Here is a 20,159-nt window from a genome sequence, read left to right as displayed (position 1 = left end):
CTGATGTCCTTGTCGCGACAGTAGTGATCATGGTTACGATCCGTACACCGGTGATCATCAAGCCGATCACCACACCGATCGTGATCGGAGACGCGGTGCGCGACAAGGAGACCGGGAGTCCCAAGAGGGCCAAGGGCGCCAAGGCGGTGTCCGCGCTGATCTGTGCCGGGGTGCTCGCGGGCTCGGCCGTGCTGGCCGGGTCCGCGCCCGCGGCGGCGCGGACCCCCGTCGGCGCGACGGGGGCCCAGGCGGACGACTTCCGCGAACGCCTGGAGAGCATCCCGGGCATGACGGTCACAGGCGTGGAGGACGTAAGGGGCCACCCCCTCTACTCGCTCACCTACGCCCAGCCCGTCGACCACCGCGACCCGGGCGCGGGCAGCTTCACCCAGCGCCTCACCCTCTGGCACAAGGCCACGGACAAGCCGACGGTCCTCTTCACTCCGGGCTACGACCTCGCCAGTGAAGTCACGCCTCTCACCGACATCCTCGACGCCAACCAAGTGAGCCTGGAGCACCGGTACTTCGAGAAGTCTCGCCCCTCCGGCCCCGCGGGCGACGACTGGTCCAAGCTCACCGTCCAGCAGGAGGCCGCCGACGAGCACCGCCTCACGCAGGCGCTGCGCGGCGTCGAGAAGGGCAAGTGGATCGGCGTCGGCGCCAGCAAGGGCGGGATGACGGCGACGTACCACGAGCGCTACTACCCCGACGACCTGGACGGGGTCGTCGCGGTCGTCGCGCCGAACGACGTCGACAACGACGATGACAGGGCCTACGAGCGCTTCTTCAGGACCGTCGGGACGCGCGAGTGCCGGGACGCCCTGAACGCCGTGCAGCGCGAGATGCTCCTGCGACGCGACACGCTGCTCCCCAAGTTCGAGGCGGAGGCGAAGAAGGAAGGCGCCACGTTCGAGGAGATCCTCGGTACCGCGGACCGCGCCTACGAGCGGGGCGTGCTGGAGCAGGTGTGGGGCTTCTGGCAGAGCGGCGGGATCGACAAGTGCCCGACCGTGCCCGACGCCAAGAAGGCAGGCGACGACGAGCTGTACTCCTGGTCGAGGAAGAACGGCATGGGCATGTTCCAGGACGAGGTCCTCGGCACCCACGGAGGCGGCCCCCACGACCGGCAGGCGGCCACGCAACTCGGCTGGGCCGACCTGAAGTTCCACCACCTCGACGGCCTCCGCCGCTACCCGGGCCTGCGGCACCCCGACTCCCTGCTCCCCCCTGCCATGCGCGGCGGTACCTACGACGGCAGGACCGTCGCCGACGTCGACCGCTGGGTGAGGACCAAGGGCGAGCGGATGCTCTTCATCTACGCGGAGAACGACCCGTGGAGCGCCGAGAAGTTCACGCCCAGCAAGCGTGACTCGTACCGGTACTTCGCACCCGGCGCCAACCACGTGAACGCCATCGAGAAGCTGCCGCCCGCCGAGCTGGCGCAGGCCGTGGCGCACGTCAAGCGCTGGGCCGACGTGAAGTAGTCCGCGGTGAAGGGGACTTGAGGAGGGGCGCGGCGATCAGCAGCCGCGCCCCCGCGAGTGCCGGCAGCAGGATGCGGTAGTCGACGGTCTCGATCAGGGCCGCGCCCAGAGCGATACCCAGTGCCGTCGGTGCGAACATCACGGTGTTCGCGGTTGCCGCCGCGCGGCCGATGAGCGCCCGCGGTGTCTCGCGCTGCACCGCCGTCATGCCCGCGATCAGCACGCAGGGCAGCCCCAGGCCGTTGGCGAAGCTGCCCACCAGGGCCGTCGCGTCGTACGGAAGCGAGTGCAGGACCGCGGCGAGCGCCGTGAGCGCGATGCCCGCCCCGCCGAAACGGCGCCCTCCGAAGCGCCGCATCAGCGCCCCCGAAGCGACGCCGATCGCGACCGAACCGGCACCCTGCACGACGTACAACACGCCTGTGTACGCGGGGGAGTGGCCGAGGCCCTCCACGACCGCGTAGACGGCTGCCCCGCTGATTCCCGACGTCAGCATCGTCAGGCCGCCCGCTGTGACGAGGGAGCGTAGTTGTGGATTGCTCCACAAGTAGCCTGCGCCTTCTGTTGTTTGGGCGCGCCATCGCAAGGCGGTGCGCGCGGGTGCGTGCTCGCGTACCCGCAGCAGCGTGAACATTCCGGCCGCGAGTACGAAGGTGGCGGCGTCCAGGAGTGCCACCTCGGCGCCTCCGTAGGCCGCGAAGAGGCCCGCTCCCGCGAGTGGCGCGATCAGCTTCACGCCCTCGTTCGCGGACATCCGCAGGCCGTTGAAGTCACCCGTCAGGTCCCTGCCGACCGCCGCCGTGACCAGGGCCGCCTCCGCCGCGTCGGTGACGGCGCCGCAGGCCCCGTACAGGAAGAGCACTGTGTAGAGGATCCACAGGGTGCCCGTGGAGTCGACGAACAGGAGGGAGGTCAGCAGGGCGCCCAGGGCCAGGTTCGTGCCGATGAGCAGGGGTTTGCGGCGGGTGCGGTCGGCGATCGTGCCCAGGAGGGGGCCGGTCAGGGCCGGGGCCCAGAGGGCGAAGGTGCAGAGCGCGGCGAGGCCGTCCGATCCGGTCAGCTCCTTCACCCAGATCCCGGAGACCAGCCACATCGCGGAGCTCCCGAAACCGGAGACCACCACCGCGCCCAGACAGAGGCTCGCGTCGCGGTTGCGCAGAACGCGCGTGATCGTGGATGTGGCGGCAGGTGTCGCAGGTGTCATGGCAGGTGATCGTGGTTCTAAGGGCCTCGGGTCGGCATAGGGCAGGTGCGGTAGATCGGCCTCTCGGCTTCGGCGATGAGTTCCGGGGGCGGGGCCGGTCTACAGGGCAGGACCGCGGTCCACTGTGCGGGGCCGCCGGGAATCGGGAGGATTCATGACAGAGGCGATCGACTTCGCGCCGCAGGCCCGGCTTGTGGCGGCCGTCGCGGAAGGCGTGAGCGACGAGCAGCTCGCGGGGCCCACGCCCTGCCCGGAGTACCGGGTGCGTCATCTGCTCGGTCATCTGGTCGGTCTGACCGGCGCGTTCCGGGACGCCGCGCGCAAGGATTTCGGGCCCCACCTCGACCAGGACCCGGGCAGCGCCGTGCCGGACGTCGGCCCCGAGTGGCGCGTAGCCCTGCCGAAGCTGCTCGACGAGCTGGCCCAGGCGTGGCGCGACCCGGCCGCGTACGAGGGCATGACCCGGGCGGGCGGCGTCGATCTGCCGGCTGCCGTCGCGGCGGCCGTGGCCATGGATGAACTCGTGGTCCATGGCTGGGACTTGGCGCGGGCGACGGGGCAGGCCTACGCGCCTGACGAGGCGAGCCTCCGTGTGGCCCAGGGGCTGCTCACGCCCCAGGAGGGCGACGACTCCGGGAACAGCCTGTTCGGGGCCGCGGTTCCGGTGCCGGAGACCGCCCCGCTCCTCGACCGCGTGATCGGTCTCAGCGGCCGGGACCCGGGGTGGGCGCCGCCCGGGGTGTAGTCCCCAGGGTTTCTCCGGATCAGGTATTGATCAGGTAAAGGGTCTCGCGGGGCAGCGTGTGATGCGCGTAGACAGTGCGCGTAGACAAGCATTGACCTGCCCTGACTCTGATCCGGAGAGAACGAACCCATGCGCAAGTCCCTACGGATGGCGGGCATCGCCGCCGCCTGCACTGTCGCCGGCGCCGCGCTGTACGGCACCGGCGCCGCCACCGCCGACAACGCATCGGCGCGGCACACCGCCGAACCCCAGAACATCGGCCTGCTCGTCGGCGAGATCGACGACTACTACGGCGCGCACCAGGACGCCGACGGCGTCTGGCGGTCCTCGCCCGACAGCCCGTACGCCAAGGACCTGGCACGCATCCAGGCGAAGGCGAAGAAGGACATCAGGAAGGCCGCCGCCGCGCACGGCGGCGGTCACGGTGCGAAGACCGGCGGCCACGGCAAGAAGCCCGCGATCGTCCTCGACGTGGACGACACCTCGCTGCTCAGCTTCGACTACGAGAAGACCACCAACTACACGTACGACAACGCCACATGGGACGCGTACGTGAAGGCGGCCAAGCGCCCCGCCGTCTTCGGCATGCCCGAACTCGTCAAGTACGCCAAGAGCAAGGGCGTCGAGGTCTTCTTCCTGACCGGCCTGAGCGAGTCGCAGCGCGAGGGCGCCGTCACGAACCTCGCCAGGGCCGGGTACGACACGCAGCTCGACACCGCGCACGTCTTCACCAAGAACAAGACGGCCCCGCCCGCCTACCTGAGCGACTGCGCCACGCCCGCCAAGTGGGAGTGCAGCACCGTGCAGTTCAAGGAAGGCACCCGCAAGCACATCGAGTCGACCGGCTACAACATCGTCGGCAGCTTCGGCGACCAGGTCTCCGACCTCGCGGGCGGGTACGCCGACAAGACGTACAAGCTCCCGAACCCGACATACTTCGTCGAGTAGACAAGCTTCGTCGATCATCCAGACGAGCTTCGCGGGGTGCCGTGCCGTTCACCGGCACCCCGCGACCGCTCACCGGCGGTCACGACGTGAGCGCCGCCGACATCATCGCCTTCGCGATCGGCGCCGCCAGGCCGTTGCCGCTGACCTCCGACCTCGCCGCGTCCGAGGACTCGACGATGACCGCCACCGCGACCTCCTTGCCGTCGCTGCCCTTGGCGTACGAGGTGAACCAGGCGTACGGCGTCTTGCTGTTGTTCTCGCCGTGCTGGGCCGTGCCCGTCTTTCCGCCCACGTCCGCGCCGCTGATGCGCGCGTTCGTGCCCGTGCCCTTCTCGACGACCGTCTCCATCGCCGACTGGAGCTGGCTCGCCGTGCCCTCGCTCATCACACGCTCGGAGTCGGCGTCGTCGAACGATTCGAGCGCGTCGCCGTTCGAGTCGGTGATCTGGGACACCATGTGCGGCGAGACCAGCTCGCCGCCGTTGGCGATCGCCCCGGTGACCATGGACATCTGCAGCGGCGTCGCCGTCACGTCGAACTGGCCGATGCCGGTCAGCGCCGTCTGGGCCTTGTCCATGTCCGAGGGGTACACGCTTTCGGACGCGCGCACCGGCACGTCCAGCTTGTCCGTGTTGAAGCCCATCTTCTCGGCCATCGCCTTGACCTTGTCCTGGCCCAGGTCGACGGCCAGCTTCGCGAAGACGTTGTTGCACGAGTACTGGAGCGCCGTACGGATCGAGGCGTCCTCGCAGGGAGCGCTCGCGCTCTCGTTCTTCAGGACCGTCCTCGTGCCGGGCAGCGTGTACGGATTCGGGCTGTCGGTCCTGGTGTCCGCCGAGCCATAGAGCCCGTCCTCCAGGGCCGCCGCCGCGACGACCAGCTTGAACGTCGAACCCGGCGGCAGCGGCTGCCGCAGCGCGCGGTTGACCATCGGCTTCTCCTCGTCCTTCAGGAGCGCCTGCCACTCCTTGGAGTCCGTGGAACCGCTGATGTCGGAGGGGTCGTACGAAGGAGTCGACACCATGCCGAGGATCCTGCCCGACTTCGGGTCGACGGCGACCGCCGCGCCCTTCTTGTCGCCGAGCGACTTGTACGCGGCCTTCTGCACCGCCGGGTCGATCGTCGTGATCACGTCACCCGGATCGGCCCGCTTGTTGGTGACCGTGTCCAGCGGGTTCTTCAGCCGGTTGTCGGTGCCGTCGAGGACGTCCTTGTAGATGCCCTCCAGCTGTGTGGCCCCGTACACCTGCGAGCTGTAGCCCGTGACGGACGAGTACAGGTCACCGTCCTTGTAGGTGCGCTTGTACTTGAGGTCGCCGCCCTTCGTCCGCTCGGAGCCGGTGACGGCGTCACCGCCCACGATGATGTCGCCCAGCGGGTTCGCGTACTGCTCGATCACGTTGCGCCGGTTCAGTTTGTCGTCCGCGAGAGCCTTCGAGTCGTAGAACTGCACCCACGTCGCCCGCGCCAGGAGGGCGACCACGAGCAGCAGCGTGAAGACCGAGGCTTGCCTGATCGTCTTGTTCATCCCGTGAAAGGACGAACGGCGCGGAGGTATTCGTTCCGTTCTGCCGGGTTTCTTAGAGATTCCTCATACTGCGAGCGACTCCTCAGACGCCGCGACCGCGGGGTCAGCCGGTGTTCATGAAGCCCGCCTCGTACGCCGCGATCACCGCCTGCGTGCGGTCGCGCGCCCCCGTCTTGGCGAGCACCGCGGCCACGTGTGTCTTCACCGTCGCCGGGCCCACGCCCATCCGGCCCGCGATCTCCGCGTTGGTCAGGCCCGCCGCCATCAGCCGCAGCACCTCGCTCTCGCGCCCCGTCAGCCTCGCCACCCAGGCCGGCGGCGCGGGCTTCGCGCGCGCGTGCTCGGCGGCCAGGGCGCGCACCGCCGCGGGGAAGAGCAGCGAGTCGCTGCGCGCCACGAGCCGCACCGCCTGCACGAGCGAGTCCGCGTCGGCCCGCTTGAGCAGGAACCCGGAGGCCCCGGCGCGCAGCGCCTCGTACACGTAGGAGTCGTTCTCGAAGGTCGTCACGACCACGATGCGCGGCGGGTCGGCCTGCGTCCGCAGGATCTGCTCCGTGGCCCTGATGCCGTCGATCTCCGGCATGCGTACGTCCATGAGCACGACGTCGGGCTTCGTCTCGCGCACGACGGACACCGCCTCCGCGCCGCTCGCCGCCTCGCCGACGACATCCAGGTCGGGCTCGGCGGAGAGGATCACGCGCAGGGCGGTGCGCACCATGCGCTCGTCGTCGGCGAGCACGATGCGGATGGGGGCCTCGGCTGTCCCGGTCATGTGTGCGGGGGTCCCTTCGGGAGGTCGGTCGTCATGCGGGTCCCCCCAGGGGGAGTCTTACGTCCACGCGCCACACCCCGTCGGCGGGACCCGCCCGCACGGTGCCGCCGAGGAGCCTGGCCCGGTCGGTGATGCCGCGCAGGCCGTGGCCGCCGCCGGGGCGGGACGCGGGGGTGCCGTGGGGCAGCGGGTTCTCCGCGATGATCTCCAGGTCGGTGTCGGCCAGGGCGATCCTCAAGGTCACCGGGGCGTTGGGGCCCGCGTGCCGCAGCGCGTTGCTCAGGCTCTCCTGGACGATGCGGTAGGCCTCGCGGGACACCATCGGGGGCAGGGCGTCCGGGCCCTCGGGGCCGAGCTCGACCGTGGCCCGCACCCGCAGACCGCCCGCGCGGGTGCGCTTGAGGAGCCCGTCGAGATCGGCGGCGAGGGTGGGGGCGGGAGCGGTCGGACCTGCCTGGTCGCCGCCGCCCTCCCGCAACACCCCGAGGACCGCGTCGAGTTCACCCACCGTGCGCCGGGTCGTCTCCTCGATGGCGGCAAGGGCGTCGCGGACGAACTCCGGGTCGCGGTCCAGAACCCTGCGGGCTGCGCTCGCCTGGAGCGTGACCGCGCTCAACGCGTGGCCCACCGAGTCGTGCAGCTCCCGCGCGAGCCGGTTGCGTACGGCGAGGTCCGCGGCGCGCTGCTCGGCCGCCGCGAGCCGGTCGGCGGGCGACGGCCCGAGGAGTTCGGGCGCCCAGCGGGCGAGCAGGCCCCCGGCCGCCGCCGCGCACGCCGCGAGCGCGACGAGGGAGAGGATCCCGATGACCGGGGAGAGCGCCAGCATCCAGCTCTCGCCGAAGACTTCGGGCATCCCCATCCGGCTGTCCCACAGCACTGCCGCGAACGGCACCGCGACAAGCACCGCGGCGAACGGCGGCAGCGCGAGGGACATCCCGCTGATGATCCCGCCGAACCCGAGGTGCAGCGTGAACCACCCGACGGTGCGCCCGCGCGCCTGCCGGGACCGCGCGGGCCCGTCGGCGAGCGCGTCCCCCGGCACGTCGCACAGCGCGCGCACGGCGGCCACCGACATGGGCCGCGTGAGCGGGAACAGCGCGGTGATCGCGGCGAGCGGCAACCCCACGACGAACGCGCCGAGTTGAGCGGTCAGCGAGCCGAGGAGGATGTCGTCGCCGAGCAGCGGCCCGACGATGACCGAGCCCACGAAGACGTACGGCATGGCGAGGGCGCCGCCGAGGATCAGATGGATCCACCGGCGCCGCGCCCGCCGCCCGAACAGGACCGACAGAGCCGTCAGGACTGCCGCGGAAGCCTTCACGCGGAGACCCGCGGTTCCGAAGTGGCCGCGCCCGCACGCTCCTTGAAGAACCGCACGCCGAGAATGACCACAAGGGCCCCGATGATCATCCGCACAGCGTAAGTCAGGATCATGGGCGCCGTCGGCTGCTCGGCGATGTCGTCGACGCCGCCGAGCGAGGCGAGCAGCAGCCAGCCGCCCCAGCAGGTGACCGCACCGGAGCCGAGCCAGGCGAGGGCGAGCGGCACCTTGACGGGCAGCTTGAGGGGGAGCTTGACGGGCAGCGCGGACCCTGGTCGGAACGCGAGGAGGAGGCCGCCGCCCACGGCGGCACAGAGGTAGAGGAGGTCGAGACCCTCCAGGACGTAGAAGTCGGTCGTACGCTCGTCGATCCGCGCCTCGTTGAGGGCGAAGGTGGAGCCGGTGGCCCAGAGGATGCCGAGGGTGGCGGGGGCGAGGGCCAGGAGGGCGGCGGCGAGGGCGAGGCGGCGGGTGCCGTTCGGGACGGTGCGGGGGAGATCCTGGAGACGGCCCTGCCACACATGGCCCCAGCGGTCCCGTGCGTAGAGGACGAACAGGGCGCCGAGGGTGAGGCCTTGGAGGATGAAGCCGCCGTAGACGACGCCGAAGACCCACTCGTGGAGGTACGCGTTCTCGCCGCCGCCGTCACTCGATTCGCTGTTGACGCTGCCGCCGAGCGCCTTGACCAGGAGCTGGAGCGGGAACCCGGCCATGATCGGCGTCAGGAGCCCGGTGGCCGCCCACATGGGGAACGCGAGCAGCCAGGCGGGGGTTCGCAGGCCCCAGGGGCGGGTCAGGAGGAGGGCGAGGACGATGACGCTCGCGTCCATCAGCAGGGTGAGGGTGTTGGCGAAGATCATGGCGGTGCGGTGGTCGAGGAGGCTGCTGTCCTCGGGGATGCCGATGTGGCTTCCGGCGATCCAGGCGATCTTGAGGGTGAGGTAGGGGAGGGCGGCGAGGATGGCGGCGGTGCGGAGGGCACGGCGGGTCTGGCTCATGCCCTCTACGCTTCCGGCGCGGGGCGCGGGGCACGTCCTGCGCGGCGATGATCCGGGTCCGCCGTGCGGGGGAGGGGCCTCAAACGCCGGCCGGGCTGGAATCTCCCAGCACCAGCACGTCCTCCGCTATCTCCTCGCCGCGCGCATGCGCGAAACCGCTGGCCCGGGCGGTCACCCGGAACCCGCACTTCTCAAGCACCCGCAGGGACCCCGCATTGTCCGCCGCCGCCCGGGCGTAGAGCGGCCGTTCCGGTACCTCCACCAGCAGCGCCCGCAAGGCAGCCGTGGCAAGGCCCCGGCCCCAGTAATAGCGGTCGATCCAGTACGTGACCTCCCGCTCGCCCGGCTCCCCGTACACCGCCGCGCTGCCCACCACGTCGCCGTCCGCGAGGACCGTGCGCGCGACGACGTCGGCCGACTCCCGGAGCCCCTTCCAATGGGCTTCAAAGAGCGCCCAGTCCGCGGTCTTCGGTGAAGTGAACGCGGCGAGGTGGTTCGACTCGGGATCGTTCATCTGCCGGTAGAAGACCGGGAGATCGCTGTCATGCACCGGGCGCAGACTGACATCCATGTTCTCTGTGCTCACCATGGATCACAGCCTACGAGTCGCCAGTGTCAGTCGGTCCCGCGCGTCGAACAACGCGTCCTTCACCATCTGTTCGTGCGCGGGCGTCAGTCGCGCCACCGGTACGGAGCAGCTGATCGCGTCCCGCGCGGGCGTGCGGTACGGGATCGCGACGCCGAAGCAGCGCAGCCCGAGCGTGTTCTCCTCGCGGTCCACGGCGAAGCCCTGCTCGCGGACCGTGCGCAGCTCATCGATCAGCTTCTCGCGGTCGGTGATCGTGTGCTCGGTCAGCGCGGGCAGCGTCTCCGGGAGCATCTTGCGGACCTGCTCGTCGGTGTGGGTGGCGAGCAGCGCCTTGCCCAGGGACGTCGAGTGCGCCGGGAGGCGGCGGCCCACTCGCGTGAAGGGCCGCAGGTAGTGCTGCGACTGGCGCGTGGCCAGGTACACGACGTTCGTGCCGTCGAGGCGCGCCAGGTGGATCGTCTCCGTGGTGTCGTCCGAGAGGCGGTCGAGCGTCGGGCGGGCCGCCGCGACCACCTCGTCACCGTCGATGTACGAGGTGCCGACCAGCAGGGCCCGCACCCCGATCCCGTACCGCGTGCCCGTCGCGTCCGTCTCGACCCAGCCCAGCTCCACCAGCGTACGAAGGAGCATGTAGAGGCTGGACTTGGGATACCCGACGGCTTCCTGGACGGCGGCCAAAGAGTGCATTCCGGGACGTCCCGCGAAATATTCGAGCAACTCCACCGTCCGCACAGCGGACTTGACCTGTGCCCCGCCAGTCTCGCCAGCCGACATCGCCCTTGACCCCTTAGTTCGACGAGAAATAGTCTCCGAAGCCTCCGCTATTCATCATCGGAGACAGTGTTCAGCATATCGAACAGCCCAGGTGGGTGGCAGCACATCTGTGAGCACATCTGTGGCATCACCTCTGGAGGAGCCCGCGGTGGCAGCAGCACCAGTCTGGAGTGTCGACCCCCGAACCGGGAAGCAGCGCGAACAGGTTGCGGTCGAAGCCACAGCCCAGGAGGTGGATCAGGCGGTACGCGCCGCGCTGGCCGCCAAGGACGCCCTGGCCGACCGCGCCGTACGCGCCGCCTTCCTGCGCTCCGCGGCCGAACTGCTCGACGCGGCCAAGGATCACCTGGTGGAGGCCGCGGACGCGGAGACCGCGCTCGGTCCCGTCCGGCTCACCGGTGAACTCGCCCGCACCTGCTTCCAGTTGCGGGCCTTCGCCGACGTCGTCGACGAGGGCGGCTTCCTCGGCGTCGTCATCGACCACCCCGACAGCAGCGCTACGCCCCCCATCCCGGACCTGCGGCGCTACAAGATCCCGCTGGGCGTCGTGGCCGTCTACTCCGCGTCCAACTTCCCCTTCGCCTTCTCCGTCCCCGGCGGCGACACCGCGAGCGCGCTCGCCGCGGGCTGCCCCGTGGTCGTCAAGGCGCACCCGGATCACCCGGCCACCTCCGAGCTGGTGGCCGCGACGCTGCGGCGGGCCGCGGCCAGGCACGACATCCCCGAGGGCGTCGTCGGCCTCGTGCACGGCTTCGACGCGGGAGTCGAGCTCGTCAAGCACCCGCTCGTGTCCGGCGCGGGCTTCACGGGTTCGATCCGCGGCGGCCGCGCCCTCTTCGACGCGGCGGCGGCCCGCCCTGTGCCGATCCCCTTCCACGGCGAGCTCGGCTCCCTCAACCCGGTGGTCGTGACCGAGGCCGCGGCGGTCGAGCGTGCGGAGGAGATCGGTGCGGGCCTCGCGGGCTCGATGACGCTCGGCGTCGGCCAGTTCTGCGTCAAGCCCGGCCTGGTCTTCGCGCCCGCCGGCGCGGGCGGCGACCGGCTCCTCAAGTCCCTGACGGAGGCGGTCAGCGACACCGAGGCCGGGGTGCTCCTCGACCACCGGATGCGGGACAACTTCGTGGCGGGCGTGCGCGAGCGCGGCGAACTGCCGGACGTGGACGCGCCGGTGACGCCGGGCGCGGGCGGCGAGCACACGGTGAGCGCGGGCTTCTTGACCGTCCCCGCGGCGAAGCTCGCCACCGAGGGGGAGCACGATCTGCTCCTGGAGGAGTGCTTCGGCCCCGTGACGGTCGTCGCGCGCTACGAGGACGAGGCGGAGATCACCTCCGTGCTCACCCGGCTTCCCGGCAACCTCACGGCGACGGTGCAGCTGTCCGCCGACGAGGCCGCGGGCGAGGGGCGCGGCGCGGCGCTGGTCGCCGAACTGACGCCGCTGGCCGGCCGTGTGCTGGTCAACGGCTGGCCGACCGGGGTCGCGGTGGCGCCCGCGCAGCACCACGGCGGGCCGTACCCCGCGACGACGTCCACCTCAACCTCCGTCGGCGGTACGGCGATCGAGCGCTGGCTGCGCCCTGTCGCGTACCAGAACACGCCCGCCGCGCTGCTCCCGCCCGAGCTGCGGGACGAGAACCCGCTGGGGCTCCCGCGTCGCTACGACGGGCGCCTGGAACACTGACGTCCATGGACGTCAGCATCCCCGAACTGCCCTTCTCCCTGCGCTCGTACGGCCCCGACGGCAACTGGTCGTACGAGGACGGGGTGCTCACCGGCTGGGCGGGCTCCCGGCAGGACCGCTTCGTGCCGCCGACGGGGGAGGCGCTCGACCCCGCGTCGGACGCGCCTCGCCTCCTCGGCGCGCCCGAGGGCGACTTCCAGCTGATCGCCCGGGTGACGGTCGGTTTCGCGGCGGCGTTCGACGCGGGCGTGCTGTACCTGCACGTGGGCGACCGGGAGTGGGCCAAGCTCTGCCTGGAGCGGTCGCCGGACGAGGCGACGGTCTGCACGGTCGTCACCCGCGGCCGCTCCGACGACGCGAACGCGTTCGTGGTGGACGGCAGCAGCGTCTGGCTCCGGATCAGCCGCACGGGCTCGGCGTTCGCCTTCCACGCCTCGCTGGACGGGAAGCGGTGGACGTTCGTCCGGATCTTCTCGCTGGGCGATGAGAAGACGGCGGGGGCGGCGCTGGTGGGCTTCATGGCGCAGTCCCCGGTGGGGGAGGGCTGCGTGGTGACGTACGAGTCCGTCGAGTTCCGCCCGAACTGGCCCCGGGGCCTGAGGGACGGGTCCTAACTGCGCCCGGGAGTGAAAGCGTCTGTCGCGCCCGCGCCTTCGTTGCCCGGACCGGCGTTCCACCGGCGGATCTTGCGGGCCACGCCCTTCAGCTTCGGATGGCCGGGCGTCACCGCGACCTCGAAGTGGGACTCCTTGGGCGTCTTGAAGTCACCGCCCCAGGCCACCGCGCCGTCCAACTCGGCGAGGATGTCTCTGACGACGACCAGTTCGTTCGGGTAGAGGTTGCCCCTGGATCCGGCCGGGTAGCACAGCGGGCGCACGGCGAGGGCGCTGCCGGAGAGGTAGTTCGACTCGTAGGCCTGGGTCACGGCGTGGTCCTTGGTCCAGCCATGGACGTCGCCGTCACGCAGAGAGTCGATCTCGTAGTGGAACCGGCGCGCGACATGCGTCAGGACGGCTGCCGCGTCTCCGTCGGCGAGCAGGACCTTCTGGTCACTGCCCTCGATGTCGAAGGAGTGCGCTGTGCCCAGTACCGGCCAGCCGTTCTTGGAGTGCTTGCCCGACCATTCGTCCGCCTCGGCGGCCGCTGCCGCCGGCCGGGTTGTTCCTGCGACGTCAAGCGTGACGACGCCGGTGGCGGCGGCCGAGACGGTCATGAAGCGACGCCGCGAGAAGCCGCGAGTCATGTGTTTCTCCTCGTTCTGGTCGTTCTGGTCGTTATGAGACGTGCCACCGTGGCGACGGCGACCGTGCCGATGCCGGCCACCAGGAGCACGGCGAAGATCACGACGGCGGGGTTCACCCAGCCGGGGACGAGATCGAAGCCGGCGTTGCACTTGTTGTGCAGCGGGAACCAGCGATCTGTTTCCTCCGCGTGCTGTGCCCGGTAGACGGTGTCGTAGGGCTCCTGATGGAGCCGGCAGGACTTGTCCACGCGCAAGGCGCCGGCGAAGGCACCGACGCAGTAGGAGATGAGCAGGCCAAGGAAGGACACCGGCGCCGTGGCCAGGGCAACCATCGGCCATGCTCCGCGTCCTGCGCGCAGGGCCCGAAAGCCCCGCCGTGCGGCGATGACGACGAGGAGCCCAGCGGTCAGGAGCAGGGCCGTGACGACGGCGAACAGCCGGCCGAACGCCAGGAGGCTGAACAGCCCCATCAGGGCGATGCCGCCAAAGTAGAGCAGCTTCTCCGGTTGCTGCGCGGGCTTGCGGAATGGCATGGGTCAGTCCTTGATCCTTGCCGACCTGAGAAACCTCTCGTGGCTGCTCCGGTAGGCGGGCGCTCTGCTCTTCTCCATGCCCATGCGGGCCAGCAGCGTGTCGACGAAGCCCTGTTCGAAGGACATCAGCTTCTCGTGACCTCCCGGGGCGTTCTGCAGGACGGCGGGAAGCACCGCGCCCTCGAGCGAGATGAGCTGCTTCCGGCCGATGCCGAGCGTGCCGTCGCTGGCGGTGAGGGCGTTGTGCGCGGCCTGTTTGCAGGTCTCGGCGTTGCCCCAGCGTTTCTGGAAGAAGTCGTTGAACCGCGTCAGGCCGCCACCGTCCGCGCCGTACCGTTCCTTGACCGCCTGGACGATGTCCTTGCCGCCCCGGACGGCCTGGGCGATGAGGTAGCCGTCGGCGTCCTCGACGAGGTCGTTGAATCCGAATGAGGAGGCCACTTCCGGCTTGGCCAGCTTGGCCTCACAGAACGCCCTGCCGGACGCGTACTTCTCTTCAGAGTTCCTCCAGTCCGCGTAGAAGGTCATCAGGTCGCCGGCCCAACCGCCGACGTCACCGCCGTTGGCGCTCTTCTTGTTGGATGGCTGTGCCTTGAGGAAATGGGCGTTGGCCGTGGCCATCATGTGTTCGGCGCCCAGGTCGTATCCGGTGAAGGGGTCCTTGAACCGCTCCTTTACGGACATGCCCTTGGAGTTGGCGTACGCGACGAAGTTCTCGTCGTAGGAGCCGATGAGGAACCACCAGCCGAGCTTGTTCTTCCAGTCCTTGCCGCCGTACTCGTGATGCCGGACGTATTCCATGACGAGCTGGCTGGGATCGCCCTTGCCGTAGGACTTGGCGACGCCGTAAAGCTTCTCGACGTACTGGATGAAGGCGTCGGCGGGGCCAGAGCTGTCGTTGACGGAGGAGACACCCCGGTCGGCGCCGGAGACGACGTCGCGGTCCAGGTCGAAGGAGTCGGATCCGTTGCGGACCTTGAATTCCTTGATCTGGTTGAAGGACCAGTTCCGGGGCAGCGGGAAACCGAGATTTCCGGAGAAGCCCCACGACATGCCGGAGACGAAGGAATAGCGGGAGAACGTCTTGTCGGTGACGTTCCGGCACACGTTCCGGGAGCCGTAGACGCCGTGGTGGTACTTCTTGCCCTGGCTGGCCAGGGCGGCCTGGACGCCGTGGAAGTAGGTGATGATGCCCTGCGACGGCCCGTCGATGGCTTCCTGGGTGGCGTCGTAATCCACGGCGAAGTAGATGGTGGTACCCGGGTTGAAGCCGTAGCCGGAGGCCAGCTTGTGGGCGTTCAGGCCGTGCTGATGGCCGTTGCCGTAGGTGAAGTCGGCGAGTTTGCGGGCGTTGTCCTGGTAGATCGGGAAGACCTTCAGGCCGTGGCTGAAGATCGTGTCCAGTTCACCGGGTTTTATTTCCTTGTCCAGGGTGGATCCGGGCGGGTCGTAGAGGTAACGACCGACGATCTCGTAGCCGTTGGACTTCAGCCACTTCGCTCGGGACGGGGTGATCTCGTAGCGGGTGTCGGAACCGGTGGCCCCGCGGTCGGGGTCACCCATGGACACCAGGAGCTGGGCCCACGTCTCGTAATTGCCCTGGCCGTTGACGCCCAGCCTGGAGAACCCCTGGAAGACCCGGACCCATTCGGCGAGCTTGCCGTCGAAGCTCGACCGGCGGGTGGTGCGGACCTCCTCCGACTCGCGGTTGTAGGTGGGTGAGTTGAAGACGCAGGCGGCGGAGAACAACTCGACGAAGATGCCGGAGTCCCCCTGCTTGACCGTGCGGGACTTCAGGCCGGTCTGGGTGCCCGGGCCGAAGTTTCCGTTCGGTGCCGATATGCCGAGCTCGTACTGGAGCGCGATCAGGAGGGATCGCTGGACGTCCCGGGAGTAAATGCCGTCCGCCGGGCCGATGTTGAAGGCGCTCTTTCGCCAATAACGTCCGTTGAGCCACCGCTGGATGTCGCGGATCTCATCGGTTCCGCCGGCCACGACCACATACGCGTCCATGTTGAGGATGGCCTTGACCAGTTTGGCGTTGACGGTCCCGTCGCCTTCGGGAAGACCTATGTTCCCGCGCAGCTTCTTGACCGCGTCGCGGGTGACACCGGTGAACCATCCTTCGCTGCCGGGCTCGACGGCCCAGTAGCCCTTGCACCACAGGCCGTATTGAAGGATGGCGACCACGTTGCGGTTCTTGTCCCAGTTGAATCCGATCTCGCCGAGGGCGGCGACCTTGGACTCGGTTCCGGGGCCGTAGTTCGCCACGACCGGGGAGATGCCCAGCTCTTTCTGCAGCCCCATCATCAGGGAATACACGGTGCCCCAGCCGGTGCGTCCGTTCTCCGGGCAGCGCTGGTATCCGGCGACGCCGCCGTAAGTCTTGTTGACCCATTTCTGGGCTCTGAGGATCTGTTCGTCCATGGTGGACGCCTTTCAGTCGTCGTAGGTCGGGCAGGGCGATGGCCTGCCGGTCGGTGGGGCCGACGGGGACCTGATGGTGGTGACGCCGATCACGGATGCCGCCACGCGAGCCGTGGCCAGGGCCTGGTCGGCGGCGTCGGCGTGGGCGAACACGAAGCCGACCGAAGCGGAGTCGTCGAGGCGGCCCCCGACGTGGTCGCCAAGTTCGGCGTGCATTTTGATCTCTACGCCGTGTGCGACGGCCTCGCGCAGGCCGCCGATGCCGATGAACCGGCCGGGCTCGTCGGGGAAGAGCGCCACGGTGGCACATGCCTGGCGGGCCCCGTCACCGGGCAGGCCCGGGGACGGGGTGAGGCCGAGCGCGAGGAGCTTGGCATCGAGGTACGGATCGGTGCCGCAGACGTCGGCGACCATGGTGGAGACCATGTGAGCCGCAGGGCGCGGTGTGATCCCCACGATCCGGGGGCCGCTCTCGCTGATCAGCACCTCGGTGTGGGCGGGGCCCTGCCGGTAGCCGATCCCGCGCAGGGCGCGGTCGACGCAGTCCTTGACCTCGGCCCACATGATGGAGTCGAGGAACAGGGGGAAGGAGTGCGCTTCTTCGAGGAGCGTGTCCTGGTGCAGCTGCTTCGATGTGACGCCGTAGAAGTGCGTCTCACCGGCCACGGTGATCGACTCGACACCGACCGCGACGCCCGCAGGCTCCCCGTCCGGGACGCGGCGCGGCAGGTGCGTGTGGTTCGCCGTCCGCACAGCCTCCGGGCCCTGCGAGGGCAGAGCGAGATGAGAGGCTGCCAGGGCCGTTGCTTCGGTGTGGCGGTCGGAGAACGACGTCACACCGTCCACCAGCGGTCGGCCTTGCGCGTCGGTGAGCGTGTCGACGATCGTCGTCCAGTCGTGGGTGTCGACCCGCAGGACCTTGTCGGCCTGTCCGAGTGGAGGCTCGGAGAAGGGGCGTCCGCCGGTGTACCAGTCCTCGGCCTGGACGAGCAGCCAGATCTCACAGCCGAATTCGCGTGCCGCGAGGATGGCTTCCTGGAAGGCCTCGTGCGGCAATGATTCGACGACGGCCAGACGCTTGCCGGCGAACCGGGCGTAGCCGTTCACGCGCTCGCCTAGGCCCGGCGCACCTGGAACACGTCCACCTTGTCGTTCCAGTTGCCGCCACCGGGATAGGCGAGGTTCCTGAAGTTGGAGTACTTGGCCGGTGCGCCGAGCCGCCGCTCGCGGTCGTGCAGAAGCCCGGACCGAAGGTCGATGACTTTGGCGTCCCCGTAGTTGGTGGACCAGCCGCCGACCCAGTAGTAGACGGAACTGAGCTTGTCCCTGAAGCCCCATTCCTTGAGATCTTTCTTGCCGCTGCTGGACAGCCTGAGCAACTTGCCCTTGTAGTTGGCGTCCGCGTACAGGCACCAGTAGTCGGCGAAGCACTTGCTGGGCGGAGCCGCGGCCGCGCGCGCCACCGGGGCCGAGGCGGCCTTCAGGGTCTCCGTGCGGGTGGGAGTGGGCAGTTCGGGGTCGGCGATGGCTTCTTCGTCCGAGTCGTAGCAGTGCACTTCTCCGCCGGGGAGTTCGGTGCAGCTGTCCGCCCCTTCCCAGGACTCGGCGAGGTTGATCTTCCGCCCGTCGTACTCTGCGATCACTGGGTTCACCGGCTCTTCCTGCGCCGGAGCGGCCGTGGCCGAAGGCTCGTCGGCCTGCGCCGCCGTACCGCTGGTGAACACCAGAGCGGTGGCCGCGGAGGCGGCAAGAAGGCATGAGGTGAACGGTCTGCGTATCACTGGTTGTTCTCCGTCGTGGTGCTGTAGTTGTGCAGCCGGACTCCGTCAGGGCCGTACACGTTGAGTACGTAGCCAGCTTCGGAACGGATTCCTTCTCCGGCCAGGAAGGCCGCCAGGTCGGTGGCGAAGTCGTCGAACTGCTCGTAGCCGTTCTTCTTGTGGGTCCGCACGGTCAGTTCAAGGACGTCGTCCTTGGTCTTCACGTGGCTGATTCCGTACACCCCCCGGTCCCCTCCCGCTTGGTGATACCTGGCGGCCAGTTCGGCCGCGGACCTGGACACGGGGGCGGTGGCTGTCGGAGGGCCGCTGTCCTGCGGATCCCTCGTCCACGGTGCGTCGCCCTCGGCGCTGCATCCCGACAACAGGACGGCAGCGGCGAGACCGAGTGCGGACAGGGTCCGTTTCATGAAGGGTTCCTCCGGTCGCGCCGACGCGGGGCGCAAGGCACAGGTGGACATGGGGAGCTGAAGGGTCATCAGCGGCCGGGTGCGGGGATCACCATAGACACACCAGAAAGGGCATATGCAACATGAGATGACGCTATTTCAGCTTCATAACGACTTCACATGATTGATGACGTAGAACGCCGAAAAACCGTCCGCATCGGGCGTCCCGCAGCGAACGCCGGAGGCGCTGAACCCGTAGCGTCCCCGGCGTCGGAGGAACGGGGCGAGACGCCCCGGAGGGTCAACGCCCCCGTCGCAGCCCCAGCGTCGCCACCCCCGAAACCGCCAGCAGCCCCGCCGCGATCAGCAGACTCGCCCGCATCCCGGAGACGAAGTCCCCGGCCACCAGCCCCCCGAAGGCCGCGATCCCCAGGCCACCGGACACCTGCCGGGCCGAGTTGAGCACCCCCGCGGCAAGACCGGCCCGGTCAGCGGGCACTGCCTCCATCATCGCCGCGGTGAGCGGCGGGATCGTCAGGGCGCAGCCCAGGGCCAGCGGCACCATCAGGAACGCCAGGCCGAGCGCGGGCGTCGACGCGTCGGCGAACAGGAGCGCCAGCAGGCCCAGTACGGCGACCGCCTGCCCCGCCAGCATCGGCGTCCGCGGCCCCACCCGCGCCGCCAGCTTCCCCGCCACGACGTTCGTGACCGCGATGAGCCCGGTCATCGGCAGGAACATCAGCCCGGCCCACAGCGCCGAACGCCCCTGCACCTCCTGGAAGAAGAGGCTGAAGACGAAGACGAGACCGTAGAAGGCGACGCTGCACGCGGCCCCTGCCGCGACGGTGATCGCGACCGTCCGGTCACGGAACAGGCCGAGCGGCACCACCGGGTGCGCCTGCCGCGCCTCCGTCCGCAGGAACACCGCACCCGCCACCACCGCGACGACCAGGGCGAACAGACCCGTCGTACCGCCCTCGATGACGGCGAACGTCAGGGCCGTCAGCGTCAGGACCGCGAGCAGCTGGCCCGGCACGTCCAGTGGCGCGGGCCGCCGCTCCGAGCGCGGGGCCCGCAGCAGCAGGACCAGGGCCACCGCGCCCAGCGGTACGTTGATGAAGAAGATGCCGCTCCAGTCCCACGCCGTGGTCAGCGCACCGCCCGCGACCGGGCCGAGGGCCACCGCCACCGAACCGCCCGCCGCCCACAGGGCCACCGCGCGGGCCCGCTTGGCCGCGTCGGAGTAGGCCTGGCGCACGAGGGAGAGCGAGGCGGGCAGCACCACCGCGGCCGCCACGCCCTGCACCACCCGCGCGCCGATCAGGACGGGCAGCGACGGTGCGAGCCCGCACGCCACCGAGGCGGCCGTGAACACCGTGATGCCGATCGCGTACGCCCGGGTCGCGCCGATCCGGTCGGAGAGCGCGCCGGTGGAGAGCATCAGGGCGGCGAAGGCGAGGGTGTAGGCGTCCACGACCCACTGCAGCCCGGACATGCCGCCGCCCAGCGAGTCGCCGATCGCGGGCAGCGCGACGTTCACCACGGAGGCGTCGAGCGTGATCAGGGCGAAGCCGAGCATGGCGGCCGTGAGCGTGAGGCCGGGGGACGTCCGGCGCTTGTCGTCGCGGCCGGGCACGGGGTGGGGTGCCTGCCGCGTCAATCGCCCTGCGGGGCGGGGGCCTTGGGTGAGGTCGTTCGTTGCCATGTCCATGAGTCTGCGGACGGCGGCGTGACTACAGTAGTGGCCT

General features: G+C 69.8%; 19 protein-coding genes. 5 read left to right on the top strand and 14 right to left on the bottom strand.

Annotated features, from left to right (window positions below; translation table 11 throughout):
• Positions 1-29 precede the first annotated feature (29 nt).
• Complete coding sequence (locus tag ACWGI2_RS09215) at positions 30-1,484, top strand: S28 family serine protease (protein ID WP_453694770.1); 1,455 nt, start codon at positions 30-32, stop codon at positions 1,482-1,484.
• On the opposite strand, the gene ACWGI2_RS09210 is transcribed toward ACWGI2_RS09215, so the two are convergent.
• A complete protein-coding gene (locus ACWGI2_RS09210) occupies positions 1,459-2,688 on the bottom strand; it encodes an MFS transporter (protein WP_453694769.1) in 1,230 nt (409 codons plus the stop codon). The genes ACWGI2_RS09215 and ACWGI2_RS09210 overlap by 26 nt on opposite strands.
• A 154-nt stretch (positions 2,689-2,842) precedes the next feature.
• Here ACWGI2_RS09210 and ACWGI2_RS09205 point away from each other — a divergent pair, with 154 nt between their 5' ends.
• Positions 2,843-3,433, top strand: coding sequence for a TIGR03086 family metal-binding protein (locus tag ACWGI2_RS09205; RefSeq protein ID WP_453694768.1), 591 nt, complete (start codon positions 2,843-2,845; stop codon positions 3,431-3,433).
• A 129-nt stretch (positions 3,434-3,562) separates the two neighbouring features.
• Positions 3,563-4,381: an HAD family acid phosphatase gene (locus ACWGI2_RS09200; RefSeq protein ID WP_453694767.1), complete on the top strand. Its 819-nt coding sequence runs from the start codon at positions 3,563-3,565 to the stop codon at positions 4,379-4,381.
• Between the two features lie 79 nt (positions 4,382-4,460).
• On the opposite strand, the gene ACWGI2_RS09195 is transcribed toward ACWGI2_RS09200, so the two are convergent.
• From ACWGI2_RS09195 to ACWGI2_RS09170, 6 genes are all read right to left on the bottom strand, one after another.
• Positions 4,461-5,909, bottom strand: coding sequence for a peptidoglycan D,D-transpeptidase FtsI family protein (locus ACWGI2_RS09195; protein WP_453694766.1), 1,449 nt, complete (start codon positions 5,907-5,909; stop codon positions 4,461-4,463).
• Between the two features lie 103 nt (positions 5,910-6,012).
• Positions 6,013-6,681 carry a response regulator transcription factor gene (locus ACWGI2_RS09190; protein ID WP_453694765.1) on the bottom strand — a complete coding sequence of 223 codons (669 nt, stop codon included), beginning with the start codon at positions 6,679-6,681 and terminating at the stop codon, positions 6,013-6,015.
• A 31-nt stretch (positions 6,682-6,712) separates the two neighbouring features.
• Positions 6,713-8,002 (bottom strand): sensor histidine kinase, encoded by a 1,290-nt coding sequence (locus tag ACWGI2_RS09185; RefSeq protein WP_453694764.1) that lies wholly within the window; start codon positions 8,000-8,002, stop codon positions 6,713-6,715.
• Entirely contained in the window at positions 7,999-9,000 is a 1,002-nt protein-coding gene (locus ACWGI2_RS09180; protein ID WP_453694763.1) for a hypothetical protein, read from the bottom strand. The genes ACWGI2_RS09185 and ACWGI2_RS09180 overlap by 4 nt, the downstream gene beginning before the upstream one ends.
• 79 nt (positions 9,001-9,079) lie before the next feature.
• A complete protein-coding gene (locus tag ACWGI2_RS09175; RefSeq protein ID WP_453695694.1) occupies positions 9,080-9,571 on the bottom strand; it encodes a GNAT family N-acetyltransferase in 492 nt (163 codons plus the stop codon).
• Positions 9,572-9,592: 21 nt separating this feature from the next.
• Positions 9,593-10,363 (bottom strand): IclR family transcriptional regulator, encoded by a 771-nt coding sequence (locus ACWGI2_RS09170; protein ID WP_361188251.1) that lies wholly within the window; start codon positions 10,361-10,363, stop codon positions 9,593-9,595.
• A 148-nt stretch (positions 10,364-10,511) separates the two neighbouring features.
• Between ACWGI2_RS09170 and ACWGI2_RS09165 the strand changes: the two genes are divergently transcribed.
• Complete coding sequence (locus ACWGI2_RS09165) at positions 10,512-12,041, top strand: aldehyde dehydrogenase (NADP(+)) (RefSeq protein WP_453694762.1); 1,530 nt, start codon at positions 10,512-10,514, stop codon at positions 12,039-12,041.
• A gap of 5 nt (positions 12,042-12,046) precedes the next feature.
• Entirely contained in the window at positions 12,047-12,655 is a 609-nt protein-coding gene (locus ACWGI2_RS09160; protein ID WP_453401260.1) for a DUF1349 domain-containing protein, read from the top strand.
• Here ACWGI2_RS09160 and ACWGI2_RS09155 read toward each other — a convergent pair.
• From ACWGI2_RS09155 to ACWGI2_RS09125, 7 genes are all read right to left on the bottom strand, one after another.
• Positions 12,652-13,284: a hypothetical protein gene (locus ACWGI2_RS09155; protein ID WP_453694761.1), complete on the bottom strand. Its 633-nt coding sequence runs from the start codon at positions 13,282-13,284 to the stop codon at positions 12,652-12,654. The two genes, ACWGI2_RS09160 and ACWGI2_RS09155, sit on opposite strands and share 4 nt — an antisense overlap.
• Positions 13,281-13,817 carry a hypothetical protein gene (locus ACWGI2_RS09150; protein WP_453694760.1) on the bottom strand — a complete coding sequence of 179 codons (537 nt, stop codon included), beginning with the start codon at positions 13,815-13,817 and terminating at the stop codon, positions 13,281-13,283. Before ACWGI2_RS09150 ends, ACWGI2_RS09155 begins: the two co-directional genes overlap by 4 nt.
• 3 nt (positions 13,818-13,820) lie before the next feature.
• A complete protein-coding gene (locus tag ACWGI2_RS09145) occupies positions 13,821-16,244 on the bottom strand; it encodes a glycoside hydrolase domain-containing protein (protein ID WP_453694759.1) in 2,424 nt (807 codons plus the stop codon).
• 12 nt (positions 16,245-16,256) lie between these two features.
• Positions 16,257-17,351, bottom strand: coding sequence for a hypothetical protein (locus ACWGI2_RS09140; RefSeq protein ID WP_453694758.1), 1,095 nt, complete (start codon positions 17,349-17,351; stop codon positions 16,257-16,259).
• Positions 17,352-17,359: 8 nt separating this feature from the next.
• On the bottom strand, positions 17,360-18,025 hold the full coding sequence (locus ACWGI2_RS09135; protein WP_453694757.1) for a peptidase inhibitor family I36 protein: 666 nt from the start codon (positions 18,023-18,025) through the stop codon (positions 17,360-17,362).
• Complete coding sequence (locus tag ACWGI2_RS09130; protein WP_453694756.1) at positions 18,022-18,432, bottom strand: hypothetical protein; 411 nt, start codon at positions 18,430-18,432, stop codon at positions 18,022-18,024. The genes ACWGI2_RS09135 and ACWGI2_RS09130 overlap by 4 nt, the downstream gene beginning before the upstream one ends.
• 280 nt (positions 18,433-18,712) lie before the next feature.
• A complete protein-coding gene (locus ACWGI2_RS09125; protein ID WP_453694755.1) occupies positions 18,713-20,116 on the bottom strand; it encodes an MFS transporter in 1,404 nt (467 codons plus the stop codon).
• Positions 20,117-20,159 lie beyond the last annotated feature (43 nt).

The organism is Streptomyces sp. NPDC054866, from assembly GCF_053610745.1.
Note: the sequence above shows the minus strand (reverse complement) of the source record. Positions and strands in the feature narration are given on the sequence as shown.